This is a genomic window from Thalassomonas actiniarum (assembly GCF_000948975.2).
GTDB lineage: Bacteria > Pseudomonadota > Gammaproteobacteria > Enterobacterales > Alteromonadaceae > Thalassomonas > Thalassomonas actiniarum.
Genome location: NZ_CP059736.1, coordinates 625503 through 642260, shown reverse-complemented (window position 1 = coordinate 642260; position 16758 = coordinate 625503). Strand labels below are relative to the sequence as shown.

Below are 16758 nucleotides of genomic sequence, written 5' to 3'. Positions count from 1 at the left end.
CAGGAGCTACCGGCTAAGACAGATATAAACAAGCTTACGGCTGTATTGGCTGCCCGGTTTTCGTTTGTCGAAATTGTGTTGCCGTCATGCCTGTCGCCAGCTTAAAAACCTTACGAAAATGGCCGACATCCTGATAGCCGGTTTGCAAAGCCACCTGGTCAATATTATCCCTGCTATGCTCAAGCAGATAGCTGGCCCGCCGCATTTTCAGTCCGGTCAGCAATGCGGTAAAAGTGGTGTTTTCATCTGCCAGTTTCTTGCGCAGGTTTCTCGGGCTCATGCATAATTTATCCGCCACTTGCGTCATTGACGGACTGGCAGCCAAATCGCCCTGCAGCAGGGTGCAGACTTTATCGCTAAAATTAGGCGATTCTTTTAACGCCAGAACCTTTAACCGGCATAAAGACAGCAGCTCGGTTTTAGTGGTCATATCTGGCCTGAGATTGCTGATATTGAGATATTCCCTGCGCAGGCGAAAGGTCAGTTCATCAGCGCCGTAATAAGGCTTCATTGCCAGCAGGTGCCTGGCCAGCAGTGTCTTGCTCCCGGCTCCCTCCTCAGGCAAAGGAATAGCGATAGCAACTTGTTCCCGGCCAAGATCAAAATAGGTTTGCAGAAACCGGCAAAACCCGGCAACCGCATAATTGACATGTAACCATAAACTTGGGACGAAAGCCTCGGGAAAATGCACATGAAAATATACATAATCACTGTCTTGCGTGCGGCTGACAGATATGGGAAAAGCAGCAGAAGAGAACTCCGTTAACAGCTGCAGGCTTTCTTGCAGGGTCTCGGCTAAGGCAATGGCCATACCGAAAACACTAAAATCAGAAGGCATACGCTGGGCCCCCTGTTGCCATACCCAGTCGGGATCCCGGATATATTCGGCCAGCAGGGAAAAGAAATGGCCGATAGGCTGAATTTGAGAATGATAGTCCCGATCTAAATTGACTTGTGCCAGCCAGTATTGGCACCGGGCCAAAGCAGAAGATGACAAGTGAAAATCTTTGCCCGCTGATGACAATAAATGAGGTAATTCGACCATAAATAAGGGCAAGCGTGATGTAAGGAAGCTTCACTATAACCAACAAAAGATCACAAAAACAAGCCTGGATATGGCTGCTTCACGGCGACAAAATCACGGTGGAGCTCACATCAAGGCAGCGATTTCATCGAGAGCTAGAGCATAACAGGGGAAAGTCACCCTTCCCCTGCTTTACTTCACCAATGGCGATAACCTAGTTAAACTGACGCGAGTAAAAACCCACTGCATCGAGCTCGTTACCCGAGCGGCCTTTCATGGCAAATATTTCATAGCCGCCGTAAGCCGTAGTCGTCGTGCATCCTCCCTGCTCACTGCCGCCACTGAGGGTTTTACCGGTATTGGTTTCAAAATACAGGTAAAAAATGCGGTCCGAGCCGTTTTTACTATCCACACAGGCCCTGGCTTTATAGATATACTCGCCCGGGCCTAAGTTCAGCTCCCGGTCAAAACCGTTACCGCCGTGAGACACCGACTGACCGTCACTATAAATCAAGCCAACCTTGTCCACCCGGTTACCGGCACTCATCTGAATTTTAGTGATACGGCGCTTGTCGCGATACTGATCTAAGGCCAGCTGTTCAATATCATCAAAACTGCTGCCGCCGGTGCCGCCAACCACACTACCGGTGCGGTAAAAACGCGACTGGGCTTCGCTCAGGGAAGCAAAGTTGGCCACCCACTCCCCTTCCATCGCCTGGTCCGAATAGTTAATCCAGGCAGGACTGCCGCCAAGTACGGCATTAAGGGCATTTAGCTGCACCTTGTTTACCGGTGCTTTAAAGGCTGCACTTGCATCTTCACAAACGGTAAAGCCATCCTGCCAGCTGCCGTTGCCTGAGCTCAGCGACCAACCGGTACTATCGCTGTAACAGGCATATTGATAGCTGTTGCTGCAAGGGGCGTCGTTAAACTTACCGTCGCTGCGCACCATAGCACAGTCTTCACCGTTATAGTCATCCGGCTGATTGGCAGACCAGCTCCACACCATGTTTTCCTGGTTAACGGGATAATCCTTGACGCCATTTTCATCATCCACCCGCCATTCGCTGCCGGCGGCGTTAAAGCCGTACAATTCAAAGATATTTAAACCGGCATCAAGCCATTGTTCGACATTACCCGGGACCATTTTCGCATAATCTTTGGTACTGAGGATCTGACTCTTGGTGACCGCATCTTTCACCCGGCTCATTTTATTGAGCTTGTCATCTGCGCTCCAGGCCGTAAGTTTGTCAACACTGTTGACATCTTCAGCGGCGTCGCCGCCATAAAACACCATATCATTAAAACCGTTATCGCTCTGACAGCTTTCGGTGACAAAAGCGATGACATTTTTACCGGCATTTAACACGCCTTTTTTGCTGATTTGTGCCGTTGCCAGTTCGGTACAGCCAGTGGAATTATCCAGATCGCCGTGATAACTCCTGTTTTCGGGTTTATAAAGATAATCGGCGATATGGTTATCAATTTTGTCTTCTACCTTATTGATGTTGCGGCGGGCGCTGTCCTGCAATTCCAGTTTCAGCAATACCACCTGGTCACGGTTGCCTTCATTGAGCCATTCGGCAATATCATCCAGGGCATTTTTAAATTTGCGATTACCTGTGATGCCGTCGGTACAACCGCCAAAGCTGCCGCCGTTATGGCAAACGCGCACCGCTTTATTGACATTGAGCAGATCGCCGACAACATCGGCTGCATAATGCACATCAAAAACAATTTCCCGCACCCCGGCCCTGAGCTGGTTTTTTACCGAATCCCCCTGGTTAACATCCAGATAGTCGTCGTCATCGGCATTGGCGAACGAATTATGGGTGCCAACCCAGGTGCTCTGCGCCAGGGGAACATCTTTATCCAGCATATTTTGGATCAATAATGCCCGCTCTCCCCAGGTTTCGGCGACAGCCTGGGAAGAAATCAAAGTGGACGCCACTACAGGGGCAAGCACTGAAAGTGCTTTTACTAAGGAGGTGTTCATGCTTAAGTTCCTTTTTCTTTATTTTTACAGATGCATAGTGAAGTAAATATTCACTCCTGCTAAGGTTCCCGCTGTTCAGTGTCGCTTAATGGCGCGGCTAAAACCGGAAACTTAATCGATTAAATCAAAGATGATCACAGGGAACAAATTTTGGCCGGATAAAGTTACCTGTCTTTACAAAAAATGAGTGAAAAAATGGGGGAATGGTTCAATATCCTGACCCAAAAGCACCTTTCTCCCCTCGCAATTGAGCCGATTCTCCCCTTGAATCCGTTAATATCCCGGCTTCGCCATAGCGATGAAAAAATCAGAGAGCACAATGAAAAACAAGTTTTCCTTTACCTTCGGGCGAATGCTTTAAGTCAAGGGTAAATTCATACCTGGCTATTTTTTTACCGTGGTGTAAAGACACAAAAAAACCACCTGTTTAAAAGTGGTTTTAGTAAATTTGACCCGGATAATTTGTCCTGGTCTTGCCTGGCTATTGATTGTGGTCTTCCTCCTGAAGAATGCGCTACTTCAAAGGGGAAAGAATAATGAAGCTTTTTTATTGAGCTAAAACAAATAAAATAAACATATAAAATACAAAGGGTTGATTCTTTATGAGACAAACGATTAACTAAGGTTGGCGTATCGTTACGCCTTAACTGCCCCTGCCATTAAAGGCTTGGACAATAACATTGAACAAAAGGAAGCGTTTATGAAACTTCAATTAAATAAAAAGAAACTAAAAAACCTGTCAAAGGATAAAAATGCCCTGCCGGCAGCAATGACACCACAGATCGCCGGTGGCCGTGATACCCGTTTTTCTGCCGATGACTACGCCACTTGCCCTTATACCGAAACTTGTGGCTGTCAAACTTCATATCTCTGTTAACGTGCTGATTTATATCTGCATTAAATAATTTCGGCCGGGAAAAGGCTTGCTCGCCTCATCCTGGCCGATCTTTTCAAAGAGAATATTTCTGAACAGCTAGGCACAGCTTTGCTGTATGCCTTACTTAAACAGCGCCATTGACTCGACATGGAAATAAAAAACTTCAAACGAGTCGCCTTTTTCTTTGAGGACAACGGTCAAGTTGGCATCTCCATGCTCATATTTTGCCGGAACCTGATAGGTCACTAATGTCATTGAACCGGTTTGCATTGTTGAAGTGGTGTTGACCTTTTGGAAAACAGGCTCTTCGGTTGAGATCAGCGCTCCCATTTTAGCCAGTATGTTTACCATTTCTAAAAAGTCTTCATCGGATACTTCGGCTAATGTTTCCGGAGCCATATAAGACTTCATAATCTCGGGATGCCATTTGGATATTTCAGGTATGGCCCGGGCCATATATGGTACTGCCGTGTCTTCATACTCTGCCGATTTATAACCGGCCCAAATTCCCACAACAAGGGCGAGGGATAACAACACCAAAAAGGTGATACCTATAGCCTTTAATATTTTTTTAATCATATACATCTTTAATCTGTTACATCTTTATTTACGGATTTTATTATGATTTGGCCGAACGACCGTTAGTACGCTTGTGATTGCATTAACTTCTTATACACCCGTTAATTTTTACTCCCTTTAAAAAAGGAAGATAAATGCACCTGCGGTTTATCACAATGTGGGTTATCACAACCTTTTATATACAAAACAGGAGCCAGGTAAATGACACTGCTATATGGGGCGAATAATAGCTGTTTAAATGCCTGGCGACTAGCTTATTATTTTTCTTGATAGATAGGTTCAGTTTGTTATTTTATCAATCGATTGTATTTGGAAAAATCCCAGTAAACCCCGGTTAAAATGGACAACTAAAACTTTTCCCATTAAATCAAAGTCATTATACCCTTCAGGTTTAAGTACTGAATAGCGGTCTGAAGCATCTTCTATATCCACATACTCGGTACTTTTTACACTTCGAATATTCGTTATTTTTAAATATTTTATATAACTATCATCATAAAAATGCAGGCCGTTTATGACTTTAATTAAAAGAGCAAAAAAAAGACAACTTAGGACGGCTGAATGAATTGCAGGAAAATAACCTTTACGCCTGTGTGAGTATGCAAAATGAAGTTCTCTTTTTTGCTTGCTCCTAAGGCGAATCATTAGGAAAGCATAGGGGAGAATAATAGATAATATCGCCATAAAAAGACTATGTTCAAATGCATTGAAAGCTTGAAGATTTACGATTAAAACCACGAAAATAAAAAAAAGATTGGTAAATGCAGTAAAAAATAACTTCAAAGAAATGTCCTGATAACAGCTAACAATGCAGGCTGGCGCCAGTATAAAATATTGAAAAAGTTTGGCAATTGTATAGTGCCTGGCACCATAAAAATAGCCAAACTTATTAAATCACAACTTATGCTCTTACCAAACACTAAACCAATAAAATTGGCCATCGCCAAATGGGGCTATTATGACAAGTTTTTCCTGAGCCCCCTGCGCCAGATTGTCCGGATAATACCCGCAAAGGAATATGGCAATAGCGCTTATTCCGCCCCAGGATTCAGGGTATTGAAAATAACATTATTCATCTCCTCTCCCTGGCGAATAATATACATTACCGTACGGGAACTACCGCCGCCAAGGTCAAAATGCTGCATATGATAACTATTGGGTAATTCACGCCGGATCAACTCAAAATTATCTTTGCTGCCGATGTCGTCATGAGAGGCTTCAAAACGACAAAAGGTTGATTTACAGCTGGGGCTGGTGATAGTAGATCCTTGGTATAATTCTCTTTGTGAGGCAAAAGAGATCATGTTTTCCATTTCTGCTGCCCAGCCTTCATCCCGCACTTCCTGATCAAGCGCATGATCAAATGTCGCAACTTGCGCCTGAGCCCGCTCTTTGGCCAAGGCTTGCTCGTGTTCCGGCGAAAACACTTGAGGTTCACTTATAAGGGACTGCTCAGTCGTATCGCCGGTGTGTTGTAAGGTTGATTGTAATTGCTGGATATTCTGTTCAAGAGTCTTTATCCGCTTTTCATTGGCCAGCTGGTTTTGCTCAACCACATCTTTTAGTGCCGGTATGGCATCCTGAATAGCTGTTAGCGCATTTTCTATCGTTAACAGTGTGTTGGCATCTGTGGTTTGCCGTTCAATTGCGGGTGAAGTTATCGGGTGGATAGCCATTTTCGCCGGAGCTAAATCACTTTGTCGTGAAGTTGCCGCAATGATCAGCATAATAATCAAGGCTGCCGCACAAATGCCCAATATATAAATATGTTTCGTCAGCATGACTGCACATCCTCTAAAATAAAAAATGTCTAAATTGTCGGGTGGTTAATATGCCTTGCAGGAGCTATCACTACACTTAGTACCCAAACTTACAGCAAGACGACTGCATATTAACCATCACAAAAGCGGTTAAGTGCGCTCTTTTACCCGATAAGCATTGATATAGGCGTTATTGTAAAGATACAGCTCAAGGTTCAAAGACGCTCTATTAATAGGGCTGGCCCAGGAATTGCCGCTAAACCAGTAATACTGCACTCCGCCGCCAACAAAACTTAATCCGCTGGAGTTCCACCCGGACAAGGAGCCATTACCCGGTGCCCGCTGCTCAAAGCGGACATTGGTTGCGGTGCCCACCATGTCAAGCGACAAGTATTCGACACCATTGAGCACACTGTCTCTAACGATGGGACATGTCACCCACTGGCCCCTGCCTGAAAGGTTTTTATGCCGGTGATGCATTTTATTGTGAGAAGCCAGTGGAAAGTCGGCAAAGCTGCACATTGAGCCGGGATACATTTTTTCATCGTCGGCATGTGCTGAGGTTACAAAAGCAGCCAAGGCTGCGCTACAAATAGAGTTAATAATTAAGTTTTTCATAATGATTCCTTATTGCTAAAGGTTTATCTTCACATCGCTGTGCGGGTCTATTGAATACCCATCCAAACAACCACCCGACTGAACCCGCTGTGCAGATAAATAAACAAGCATGTAACCACAAAAGCATGGTAAAGCTAATGGCGATGCCTGAAGATCAACACATCAAAGCAAGGAGCTACACCTGTCAATTAAAACCTGAGTGATAACCGGGGGTTGATAGAGTATTTTCATTTTTACATTTGAAGCTTTTTAGGCATTTGGTTCTCCTGTGTTAAGGGTTCAGATTGTGACTAAGTAAATGGAAACCAAGCTGTCATGCATTCGCTTCCCACGTTGTTGATGCTTGGTTTTTACACCTGCTATTTGAGGGAGATACAGCCGTTTTTTCACTTATATCTTCAGTATTCCCGGTAAACAGATCTATTAATGGGCTAAGCCAAGCATCATTACTATAACTAGTGCTTTATCAGCAAAGATGATCTCAGTACGCACTGAAAATATTTTTTATGATGTCAGGATAGGGGATAAAGGGCGATTTAAACTTAGTTAAAAGGTAAGGTTTCGCAGAGGGTGGTAAAAACGCGTTATCAGCAAAGCCATTTATCTTGCGCCAGGTGTTAACCTTGAAGGCCGTAAAGAACTGCTGGGCATGCGGCTCTCTGAAAACGAAGGGGCTAAGTTCTGGCTAAACGTCTTAACCGGGATACATAACCATGGCGTTAATGATATTCTAATAACCTGTGTCGATGGGCTTAAAGGTTTCCGAATGCAATTAATACTGTGTATCCGCAAGCACAAATCCAGCTCTGTATCGTACACATGGTGCATAATTCGATGAAATACATCCCCTGAAAGAATTACCAAGTGGTGACTGAAGAAGAAGCCTTGCTGGAACTGGAGCAATTTAGTGATAAATGGGATAATAATTATCCTCAAACCAGTCGTTACTGGCATGCTCACTGGGCGAAACTGAATACACTATTTAAATATTCCGAAGACATCAGGAAAGCCATTTATACCACAAATGCGATTGAATCACTGAACAGTGTTATCCGTAAAGCTATCAATAAACGTAAGCTGTTCCCCACCGATGATTCAGCGAAAAAAGTCGTTTACCTGGCAATACGTGAAGCACCTAAAAAATGGTCAATGCCAATAAGAAATTGGAAAACGGCCTTGAACCGTTTTATGATCGAGTTCGAAGACCGTTTAAAAGACTTCAGTAAACAAAGGCACCCAGTTTGAATACCACTTAGAACTGAGTGCAAAACTTATTCTTTTAACATTATCGGTAGGCCACCATCAGTGATGGCCAGATAACTTATTGATAACTCCACTGCTCATCAACACCCGAGACCGCACTATAGGCATGTACGCCAACATGCCAGGTGCCGGCTGCTGGATTGTTGATGACACAGGACTCTGTATTAGAACTTGTCCACGAACGGCAATCGTATGAACCCGTGGTCGGCTCTGAGCCAGATCTTAAATAAAGATCAGCATCGCCTGAGCCGCCGCTGGTCTCTACCGTCAATTTAGCCGTCCCGGCGGGAACTTCAATGGTATGACGGAACCAGGTCTTTGAACTTAAACCGATATCAAGGTTACTACCACTATCGCCACTGCCCCCGGTTTGATAACTGCCCACTAAGGAGACACCGGAATAACTGCTATAGGCACGGATCATGACATAGTAAGTGCCGGCTTGGGCGCTAAAGCTGCAATCTTCATTATTGCCACCTGCATAAGGACGGCAGTCGTAGTCGTTTTCGGTTGGCTTGGCGCCAAACCTGACATACAAATCAGCATCTCCTGAGCCGCCAGACATGTTAAAGCTTACGCTGGAAGCATCTGCCGGTACTACAAGATGAAATTCCTGCTCATTGCCGGTGCTATCTGCAAGTCCGGAAACCGGTACGCCATTGGTTAGCTTACCCTGATCCGGGTCGGCTAAAGCAACGGTTTTGCTGACAGCGTCCTGCTGGCCGTCATTATCGGTCACCGTGAGCGTTACGGTATAGCTGCCATAAGCGCCATAGGTATGGCTTGGATTGGTACCGCTGCCATTACCGTTGTCGCCAAAACTCCAGGCATAGCCGGTAATGGTGCCGTCGCTGTCGGTTGAGCCCGAGCCGTCAAAATTACAGCTTAAGTCAGTACAGTTGTAGCTGAAGCTGGCATTGGGTACTCCGGGATCACTGCCGCTTCCTTCCATACCGTCAATAGCCAAAGAACCTGTATTGGCGGCATCTAACCAATTGCTGGCCCCATTGTTCCAGCTTACCGATAAGGCGCCATACCAGTCTGGGGAGTTATTGCCGCATGCAGCACTGCCGCCGTGCAGCTGGCCTATTACCCGTTTGTTTTGATCAAATAAAGGCGAACCGGAAGAACCGGGTTCCGTGGTGCCCAAATCCCAATCTATTACCTGGACATGCGTGCCGTTGGCATTTGGCGTACTGCTGCTATAGTTGGTGCGCACCACATTGTCGTTTTCAAAACTGATACGTTTCTCATCAACATTGGGGTGGTGGATGCCCACCGCCGAAGTATTTAAGGTCGCATTGGCATTCCAACCGGATAAATAGACATTATGGGATTGATCAAAAGGGTCATCCAGTTCGACCAGGGTAAAATCCGAACTACTGTTACCCGCCCTGAAAATAGCACCGGTATTAAACTGGTTTAACTGGCCGTCGCCGTTTCCGCCGCTGTCGCCGCTGCCGGGCTCACGGCAATAACTGTTCTCAAAATTCCAGTAGGTCACCAAGGACGCAGCATTGCTTGCGCTAATGCCGCAATGATCTGCCGTCAGGAAATAGCCTTTGCCGTCATTGGCGGTATTATTAAGTGCGCTGCCGGTACAAAACAGCGAACCACCGGTGCTGTAGGCGGCAACCGAGCGAATTTGCCGGCGCCAATCATCACCCGCGGGGCAGACGACATCAACATTGCACGAGCCGGATAGCAATCTGGATTCCTGAAAGACATTGTGAATGTCCTTGCCGATATAACCGTGATTGACGGAAGTTAGTTCAAGCCTTAAAAACTCCTGCTTATCGGACGGGATATTCACTTCAATGATCACGGTATCGCCTGAAACCATCGGCGTCCACAGCTGCCCGTGATCTTCATTATCTTTGGAGGTAAACGGGCGGATCATCTGCTCGCCGTCCGCCGAATAGACAAACAGTGCCCCGCCTTCAGGCATATAAAATTCTTTAAAGCCAAGGTTTAAAGACAAGGCGCCGGGAGAGCTGATCTTGGTACGCCAAAGGGAGTATGCTGCCTGCCCCTTAATAGCGGGCAAAGCTGTCCAGTCAGACTCGGCTTTAATGGAGACCGCTATCGGCTCTGCAAACTGCAGCACAGGCTCGCTTGCCGATGCCGCCCGTTTCGCGTCACGGGCCCGGAGCGCTTCATTATCCAAAGCACTCATGGTCACTTGAGGAGCGGCTTGCAGTGTATGCCCGCTACTTAACGACATGGGTGAAGTGGGAGGCTCTGCCGAAAACACTGTGCTGGATGCCAGTGCCATTATTATGGTGGTATATTTCAATATTCCTTTGTACATGAATTCATCCTTATTATTATATATTTTTCAAATCAATAGATTCAGGATGTCGTGCCAACACTTATTCCATACCAACTAAAATCTAGCCTCCTACTGCCAACCGAATGCAATCAAACCGCTAAAATGAAAAATTTATATCTATACACATATTAATAAAAAGTAATCGAAGCGATATTTCCAACAGGCAAATACCGCCTGCGAAAGGTGATCTGAAGTAAAGTTTCAGAGGGAAAATATATAGTTCAGGTTTTAATACCTGTCAATTAATCAAAGAAAAACAAGTTGATATATTAGCCATAAAAAACTTTGGCAAACCCGAAATGTCTTTCCGGGCCTTCCTTACGGATAAGGTCTTGCCATCAGCTAACATTTAGCGTCTAATAACAATTAATTAACATGAGCGCTGTTTTTCCAGCAGGCAACTTCGCCTCATAAGTTGTTCCCGATGCCGGGCGTACGCCAAAAAACGCTTACGGTCGCGGCTTTTCGCAAAGGACAAGCAAGAACACACGCCTGCAAGCCCCGGTGCTTGAGGCATTATTTTAAGATATTAACCAGCCAGTAGGAGACAGGCAGTATGTGCCGGCTTTTATTTTCATTGATGATCTTTTTCACCGCTATTTCAGCACAGGCTCAAGAAATAGCCATCACCTTTGACGACGCGCCACGCCCTGATTCAAGATTATTTTCCGGGGAAGAGAGAACGCAAAAACTGATTGCAAACCTTAAAAAAGCCAAGGTCCCTGATGCGCTATTTTTTGTCACCACAAATAATATAACGGAAAAGTCAAAGAAACGCCTTGAGGCTTATACTGAAGCCGGATTCCATCTTGGCAACCACAGCCATAGCCACTTTTCCGCATATAAAAAAGATATTGAAAGCTACCTTGCCGACATCACGCTGGCTCATAATAAGCTGCAAGCTTTTGATAACCTTGTTCCCCTTTACAGATATCCGTATTTGCATGAAGGCAATAATAGAAAGACACGTGATCGTATTCGCCAGCATCTGCAAGGAATGAATTATAAAAATGGTTACGTCACTGTCGATAACTACGATTGGTATATGGACAGCTTACTGCAAAGGGCTTTAGCAACCGGTAAAGATATAGATTACCACGCACTAAGGAAGGCTTATATTACCACCCTTTGGGAATCCATTGTTTTTTACGATGAAATTGCCCGTAAAACGCTGAAACGCTCGCCAAAACATGTGTTGCTGCTTCACGAAAATGATCTGGCGGCTTTATTTATCGGTGATTTAATTGAGCATATCCGCTTACAGGGCTGGAAGATTATTTCTCCTCAAAAGGCCTATGAAGATCCCATTGCTTTTACCGTTCCCGACGTTTTATTTAACGGCCAGGGTAGAGTCGCCGCAATAGCGAGAAGTAAGGGATGGGATAAAAAGCTGCTTAGGGATGATGGCTCAAGTGAAGATTACCTGGATGAATATTTTAAAAACAATAATGTATTCAAACAAAACACCAAATAACAAAGTATTACCGCAGGAAAACGGCTAAATACGGTATAGGCGTCGAGGTATATATCATGGCATGGAATACTTTTTACTTTGGAAAGGAAAATCCGTCGTTAAAAAGACGATTGATGATTCATTTCTTTATGCTCATCATGGCAGGCGCCCCTTTTGCCATATGGGTTGATTTTTCCCCAACTAAAGAAACTTTTATTAGCGCCAGCATACTGGCGTTACTGCCAGCAATATTCACCATCGCCAGAATATTATTAAATATTAAGAAGTTCATGAAACATCCCCAAGTTGTACGGCAGAGCCGCATAAACAGGATACTTGGCTTTGCCTCACTCCCGATAATTGTTTTTGTTTTTTTCTGGTTATCTTTTGTCTACAGTTTTCCAGCCGTGTATACCATATTTTTCGGGTCTGACTATAGTGTCTCTGCTAAGTTTGAAAAAGATGGCTCAAGTAGCAGGCGGTCATGTAATTACAAAATAAAGGGAGAGTTATTAACTGACTTGCTGCCCTCTTTTATTTGTATCGACAAAGTGCAATATGAAAGTTCGAGTAACCACTTTACACTTATAGGCAAACAATCTTTGCTTGGCATTGTCTATCGCGAGGTGCAACAAAAAGCTAACCAAGCATCAACGGCAGATGCAGCAACTCTGCAGTGAGCATATTAATCACTTATGATCGGAAATAAATAACATGAAAATTGATCACCCGGGCTTTAACCCTGATTATGCAGAAGACGCACCTAGCTTTGAACAAATAACTGAGTTAGTCGGCGACACACTTCTTGAGTTTGGCGCCCCCTGGTGCGAACACTGCCAGGCTGCGACTCCAGCAGTACAACAAGTGCTGACGGAATACCCGAAATTCTCTCATATCAAAATCTATGACGGAAAAGGTAAGCCCTTGGGACGTGCGTTCAAGGTAAAGCTTTGGCCAACTTTGATCTTATTGCATCATGGTAAAGAAGTAGCACGCCAGGTGCGGCCCTTATCTGTTGAAGAGGTTCGCCAATTGGTGTCAAAAATCAACTAAAAAGGCTGAGCACAAAAGGTTAAAATAAAACCGACTTTTTTCCGTTTTTAACCCGGATATTTTCCCTGTTAACAAGACGATATAGCTCCATCGGAAGAGATGACTATATTAGGCAAAACTTTATTCTTTAGCAGCATAATTGTGTTTGAAAAGAAGTATTTTCCTGATTTCTCATACCTCTGACGGCGCTTACGACAGAACCGCCCATCAAGCGCCGTTCACATTCAAACGGCTCACCGGTTCTCACCTTCTCCCTGAATCACTTTTCCTTGTCTGGACTTTCTAATGTAAATAAATGCACAATTTTCAAGCAAAGCAAATTGTTTGATTTATTCTATTAACTTCATATACATAAGACAAATCAAAAGCCAAAAACCTCTCATAAAATCAATTTATTGTTAAAACAACGTATAACTTTTACACAATTTCTGTCACTCAAATAATAGGCAAATTTTAACTTTGAGGAGAATTACAGTGGCAGTACAACACATTCAGTGGTTATCTGAGTACGATCCGGCATTACAGTTTGATGATTCAGGATCGAGTTGTTTTAATCACGATGACTTATTCGATGTTTTTCTACATCTGGATGATTCAACTTTGATTGGTGTTATTCCCATCATCGAATATGACGGCAATGCCTCCACATTCCAACAAGCGCTCGCGTGGAACTTTCAGCATGCGCCGTTCAATACCAGTCTGGCATTTGACGCTGAATCTGGCTGGATTTCATTAAAATTGTTTTTTGACAATGAACAATTATCCAGTGAAAACAAAGTCAATACCCTGGTCAATTACATTGATGCTGCAAGGCAGATCCACCAGTTACTTCACAGCAATGATTTTCTTTTTGAATCTGGCGTTGCAACCGAAGAACCCGCTTCATTTCAACCAGCTGATTTAATGCTATCAGTATAGGAGAATCATTATGCAAACTTATCCGTTACCATCACCCAGTTTACTTGCTTCTGACAGCATTGGTGTGTCTGAATCAGAGTCAAGTAACAGCAACCCAATTCAAGGCCAACATATACACTTGCCTGACTCCATGGAATCATCAAGCGTATCCAGATCGTCTCAAATTCAACGCAACACCAGCATACCTTCGTCAACAGATAAATTATTGGCACGAATTGAAGGCAACATAAAAACGCTACAAGCCATGCGCGATGCCGCAGTGGAAGTAATGAAAGAGCCAAAAGCCAAGCTAAAGGGCAATGAGCAACAAAGAATAGATAAGCTAAGCCGTCAACTCGATCGGATTGTTGATTTACATGCTAAGTTTTCCAAAGTAGCTCAGAGCCAACACAAAAGCAGTTCAGATCCAACGCTGTCCAGGCTTACCAGCAGTGCTATTTCGATGACGGGCACTGGCATAATATCCCTCAATTCTGCCGTCAATAATGAAGTACGTCAGTTCGTGTCGACATTTGGCGCCAGGCATATGGACCAAATGTTGGAGCATATTGATGACAGCAAAGTCATCACCCGGATAGAAGCCGCCCAGTCAGAAGCGCTCAAACTCGGTTGGAGCCGTTTGCGCATTGACAATTACTTGCCGCATTTAAGGAGTATCCAGCAAGAGCACAGCGGCGACCTGGATGAATCTATTGAAATGTCAAAGACCAATCAGAGTTTTCTAGATAACTATGCTCAGAGTTCATTGGATCAAAGTGAAGCACATTGGCAAAATCAACTGGCCAGTACAGTACTCAACACGATAAGTAGTGGTTTGTCCTTGGTCAATATTCATATGGAGCAAAATCTAAGCCCCCGCGAGCAATTTGCCCAAATAGACACCCATCTCAAAGGTATAGTTAACGCAAAACTCAGTGAAACGGGTGATGAACTTGAAATTTTAACCAACCCGGGGTCCGCCCGAAGTCATTCACTGACAGAGCTGGCCATGCTGGTGCAAACCAAATTAAATGAACTTAAAGACAACCCTAAGGCTGAGTTTGCCTTTAAATTATTACTCTCCGGGAGCGAAGATAATCCGTATATCAAGGTCGATAAGGATGAATCAAACGGCAACTATAGCGTTACGCTGACCGAAAAAGCCGAACAAGAAGTTTCCGGCATAACAGCAAAACGTAAACGCATTGAACAGCAGATCCACAGTCAAATGGAGGACACCTTCAGCCAGCGGGATCCGTTTCTGAACAAACTGCAAAACCACCGTTTATTAAGTGCCTTAAAACATGAAATGGGCGATTATGCCGATACCGGAGACTGGGACAGCTTCCGTCATTACGCAGAAAAAGCCGGCATATCGACGGAGTTGATGGCGCAAAAATTTGGCGAATATCTCAGTATTGCCGGTGATTATGCCTATGAGTCCAGCCCGGAATCAATACAACATTTTTTAACGGCCTCAAAAGAGTCGGCGCAGCAAATCAGCGCGCAATTTAAAGATTATGCGGGCGTCATGATCAAAAACTCTACCCAGGCGGTGGTGGGCAAAGGGGTCGAATTAGGCGTAGGGCTGCTGACCCTGGATATCAGCCGCCTGGTTGGCCAGCAAAATATGGATGCACTTGCACAACTTGCCACCAGCACGGGACAAAATATCAATGCCTTAGGCTATGGCCTGGCACAATATGCACAATCAACCGGACAAGGGATCGACGATGCCTGCCCTGCATTTGTACAGGCCATCACCCATACCGCCGTAAATACCCTATCGGATCTCAGCCAACAGGTGGTTGACAGCGATCCCGTGCAAATTTCCAAGCTGGCATTGGAAGAGGTGTTAGATGTCAGTAAATCCATCGCCAGTAAAGCACTCATGGTTCGAAATGTTGCCGTTGGCCTGAACAATTTAAGCGGCGGCAGGCTGCCGACCTGGATGGGTAACCTTGCCGGTTCTTTAAGTGGCGTCACCGGCCAGTTTGTCGCGAATAAAGTTGTTGATGTTATGCAACAAGGCTATGAAGCCGTTACCAGCATGTCGGTCAAGGATGAACTAAGGGATGTTGGCAGTCATACCCTGGATACCATGGAACATTATCTTGCCAACCCGCAACGTTTCGATGAAGCGCAGCAAGAAGCGCAAGAGACCTGGGGGGACTTGTTCGACATTACGGTGCGTCAGGGCCGAACCACTATGGCGCGGGTAAAGCCAGGTTTGGTTGACAGATCGCCGCAAGCCATCATCGACAACCTCAATAAAAAGCTGGAGCAATTTAGGGAACAAGGCAATAACGCCGGCATCATGGCCCTTTACCGTGCCTGTGACAGCTTGGATTTCGTCGACATAGACGGCACCTGGTTTGGTAAAGGCAAGATCAAACATGCCGCGAACAGCCACATCAGTGAAAGTGTCTCGTTAGAGCAACTGGTTGATCATTCAACACCGATGCAAAAGGCAAAAGAATCCAGCAGAGTACTTGCCCGCGAGCATGACTTGCTCAGCACTAAGTACATTGCCAGCCACCACTTGAATAAACTGGCGGCGCAAAAGCTCAAAAATGCAGAATTGGATCAACTCAACCCCCTGGTGAGTGCGAAACATGCCGAACTCACGGCACTGAAAGCTGAAAAATTGCAATATTGTCAAATAGCCGTCGCCTCTGCCGACAGTAAAAAGGAGGTACTGGTAATTTTGGAAACAACCGCGAAGGACATTGAGCAAATGGCTGAAGCACTCAAACAGAAACCGGGTAAAACACCTGTGCAACTCAGGGATATTGCAACTCAAATCAGGAGGTTGGATTAAAGTAAATTGTAAACAAGGCCAAAAAGTGACCTAAGCTATTATACGCTTAGGTCACAAATACATGTAATTAACGCATATAAATAAA

Annotated in this window: 13 protein-coding genes and 1 pseudogene; 7 read left to right on the top strand and 7 right to left on the bottom strand. The window is 44.9% G+C overall.

Annotated features, from left to right (window positions below; genetic code table 11):
- Positions 1-34: 34 nt before the first annotated feature.
- Both SG35_RS30955 and SG35_RS30950 read right to left on the bottom strand, forming a co-directional pair.
- Positions 35-997 (bottom strand): helix-turn-helix transcriptional regulator, encoded by a 963-nt coding sequence (locus SG35_RS30955; RefSeq protein WP_160298219.1) that lies wholly within the window; start codon positions 995-997, stop codon positions 35-37.
- Positions 998-1238: 241 nt separating this feature from the next.
- The gene (locus SG35_RS30950) at positions 1239-3020 is read right to left on the bottom strand and encodes a jacalin-like lectin (RefSeq protein WP_044831023.1); all 1782 of its coding nucleotides are present in this window, start codon (positions 3018-3020) and stop codon (positions 1239-1241) included.
- Between the two features lie 700 nt (positions 3021-3720).
- Here SG35_RS30950 and SG35_RS30945 point away from each other — a divergent pair.
- Positions 3721-3897 carry a hypothetical protein gene (locus SG35_RS30945; RefSeq protein WP_169749403.1) on the top strand — a complete coding sequence of 59 codons (177 nt, stop codon included), beginning with the start codon at positions 3721-3723 and terminating at the stop codon, positions 3895-3897.
- Between the two features lie 120 nt (positions 3898-4017).
- Here the strand turns inward: SG35_RS30945 and SG35_RS30940 are convergent, their stop codons facing one another.
- From SG35_RS30940 to SG35_RS30925, 4 genes are all read right to left on the bottom strand, one after another.
- Entirely contained in the window at positions 4018-4476 is a 459-nt protein-coding gene (locus SG35_RS30940; protein WP_152646473.1) for a hypothetical protein, read from the bottom strand.
- A 279-nt stretch (positions 4477-4755) separates the two neighbouring features.
- Complete coding sequence (locus SG35_RS30935) at positions 4756-5259, bottom strand: hypothetical protein (RefSeq protein WP_044831019.1); 504 nt, start codon at positions 5257-5259, stop codon at positions 4756-4758.
- 248 nt (positions 5260-5507) lie between these two features.
- Positions 5508-6257, bottom strand: a complete 750-nt coding sequence (locus SG35_RS30930; RefSeq protein WP_044831018.1) for a hypothetical protein — start codon at positions 6255-6257, stop codon at positions 5508-5510.
- Positions 6258-6386: 129 nt separating this feature from the next.
- On the bottom strand, positions 6387-6854 hold the full coding sequence (locus tag SG35_RS30925) for a hypothetical protein (protein WP_044831017.1): 468 nt from the start codon (positions 6852-6854) through the stop codon (positions 6387-6389).
- Positions 6855-7440: 586 nt separating this feature from the next.
- Here SG35_RS30925 and SG35_RS30920 point away from each other — a divergent pair.
- Positions 7441-8099, top strand: a pseudogene (locus tag SG35_RS30920) (IS256 family transposase).
- A 76-nt stretch (positions 8100-8175) separates the two neighbouring features.
- On the opposite strand, the gene SG35_RS30915 reads toward SG35_RS30920, so the two are convergent.
- Positions 8176-10428: a pre-peptidase C-terminal domain-containing protein gene (locus tag SG35_RS30915; RefSeq protein ID WP_053042789.1), complete on the bottom strand. Its 2253-nt coding sequence runs from the start codon at positions 10426-10428 to the stop codon at positions 8176-8178.
- Between the two features lie 577 nt (positions 10429-11005).
- On the opposite strand from SG35_RS30915, the gene SG35_RS30910 reads away from it, so the two are divergent.
- The 5 genes from SG35_RS30910 (at position 11006) to SG35_RS30890 (ending at position 16673) form a co-directional block, all read left to right on the top strand.
- Positions 11006-11923 (top strand): polysaccharide deacetylase family protein, encoded by a 918-nt coding sequence (locus SG35_RS30910; RefSeq protein ID WP_044831016.1) that lies wholly within the window; start codon positions 11006-11008, stop codon positions 11921-11923.
- Positions 11924-11979: 56 nt separating this feature from the next.
- Entirely contained in the window at positions 11980-12582 is a 603-nt protein-coding gene (locus SG35_RS30905) for a hypothetical protein (RefSeq protein ID WP_152646472.1), read from the top strand.
- 34 nt (positions 12583-12616) lie between these two features.
- Positions 12617-12955: a thioredoxin family protein gene (locus tag SG35_RS30900; RefSeq protein ID WP_044831014.1), complete on the top strand. Its 339-nt coding sequence runs from the start codon at positions 12617-12619 to the stop codon at positions 12953-12955.
- A 474-nt stretch (positions 12956-13429) separates the two neighbouring features.
- Complete coding sequence (locus SG35_RS30895) at positions 13430-13873, top strand: type III secretion system chaperone family protein (RefSeq protein ID WP_044831013.1); 444 nt, start codon at positions 13430-13432, stop codon at positions 13871-13873.
- A gap of 10 nt (positions 13874-13883) precedes the next feature.
- Entirely contained in the window at positions 13884-16673 is a 2790-nt protein-coding gene (locus tag SG35_RS30890; RefSeq protein ID WP_152646471.1) for a hypothetical protein, read from the top strand.
- The last annotated feature ends 85 nt before the right edge of the window (positions 16674-16758 follow it).

What these genes read in the sequence shown, in the direction of transcription:
- SG35_RS30940 (WP_152646473.1), bottom strand. Translation starts at nt 4,476, where the DNA reads ATGATTAAAAAAATATTAAAGGCTATAGGTATCACCTTTTTGGTGTTG.
- SG35_RS30925 (WP_044831017.1), bottom strand. Translation starts at nt 6,854, where the DNA reads ATGAAAAACTTAATTATTAACTCTATTTGTAGCGCAGCCTTGGCTGCT.
- SG35_RS30900 (WP_044831014.1), top strand. Translation starts at nt 12,617, where the DNA reads ATGAAAATTGATCACCCGGGCTTTAACCCTGATTATGCAGAAGACGCA.
- SG35_RS30915 (WP_053042789.1), bottom strand. Translation starts at nt 10,428, where the DNA reads ATGTACAAAGGAATATTGAAATATACCACCATAATAATGGCACTGGCA.
- SG35_RS30890 (WP_152646471.1), top strand. Translation starts at nt 13,884, where the DNA reads ATGCAAACTTATCCGTTACCATCACCCAGTTTACTTGCTTCTGACAGC.
- SG35_RS30905 (WP_152646472.1), top strand. Translation starts at nt 11,980, where the DNA reads ATGGCATGGAATACTTTTTACTTTGGAAAGGAAAATCCGTCGTTAAAA.
- SG35_RS30930 (WP_044831018.1), bottom strand. Translation starts at nt 6,257, where the DNA reads ATGCTGACGAAACATATTTATATATTGGGCATTTGTGCGGCAGCCTTG.
- SG35_RS30950 (WP_044831023.1), bottom strand. Translation starts at nt 3,020, where the DNA reads ATGAACACCTCCTTAGTAAAAGCACTTTCAGTGCTTGCCCCTGTAGTG.
- SG35_RS30945 (WP_169749403.1), top strand. Translation starts at nt 3,721, where the DNA reads ATGAAACTTCAATTAAATAAAAAGAAACTAAAAAACCTGTCAAAGGAT.
- SG35_RS30910 (WP_044831016.1), top strand. Translation starts at nt 11,006, where the DNA reads ATGTGCCGGCTTTTATTTTCATTGATGATCTTTTTCACCGCTATTTCA.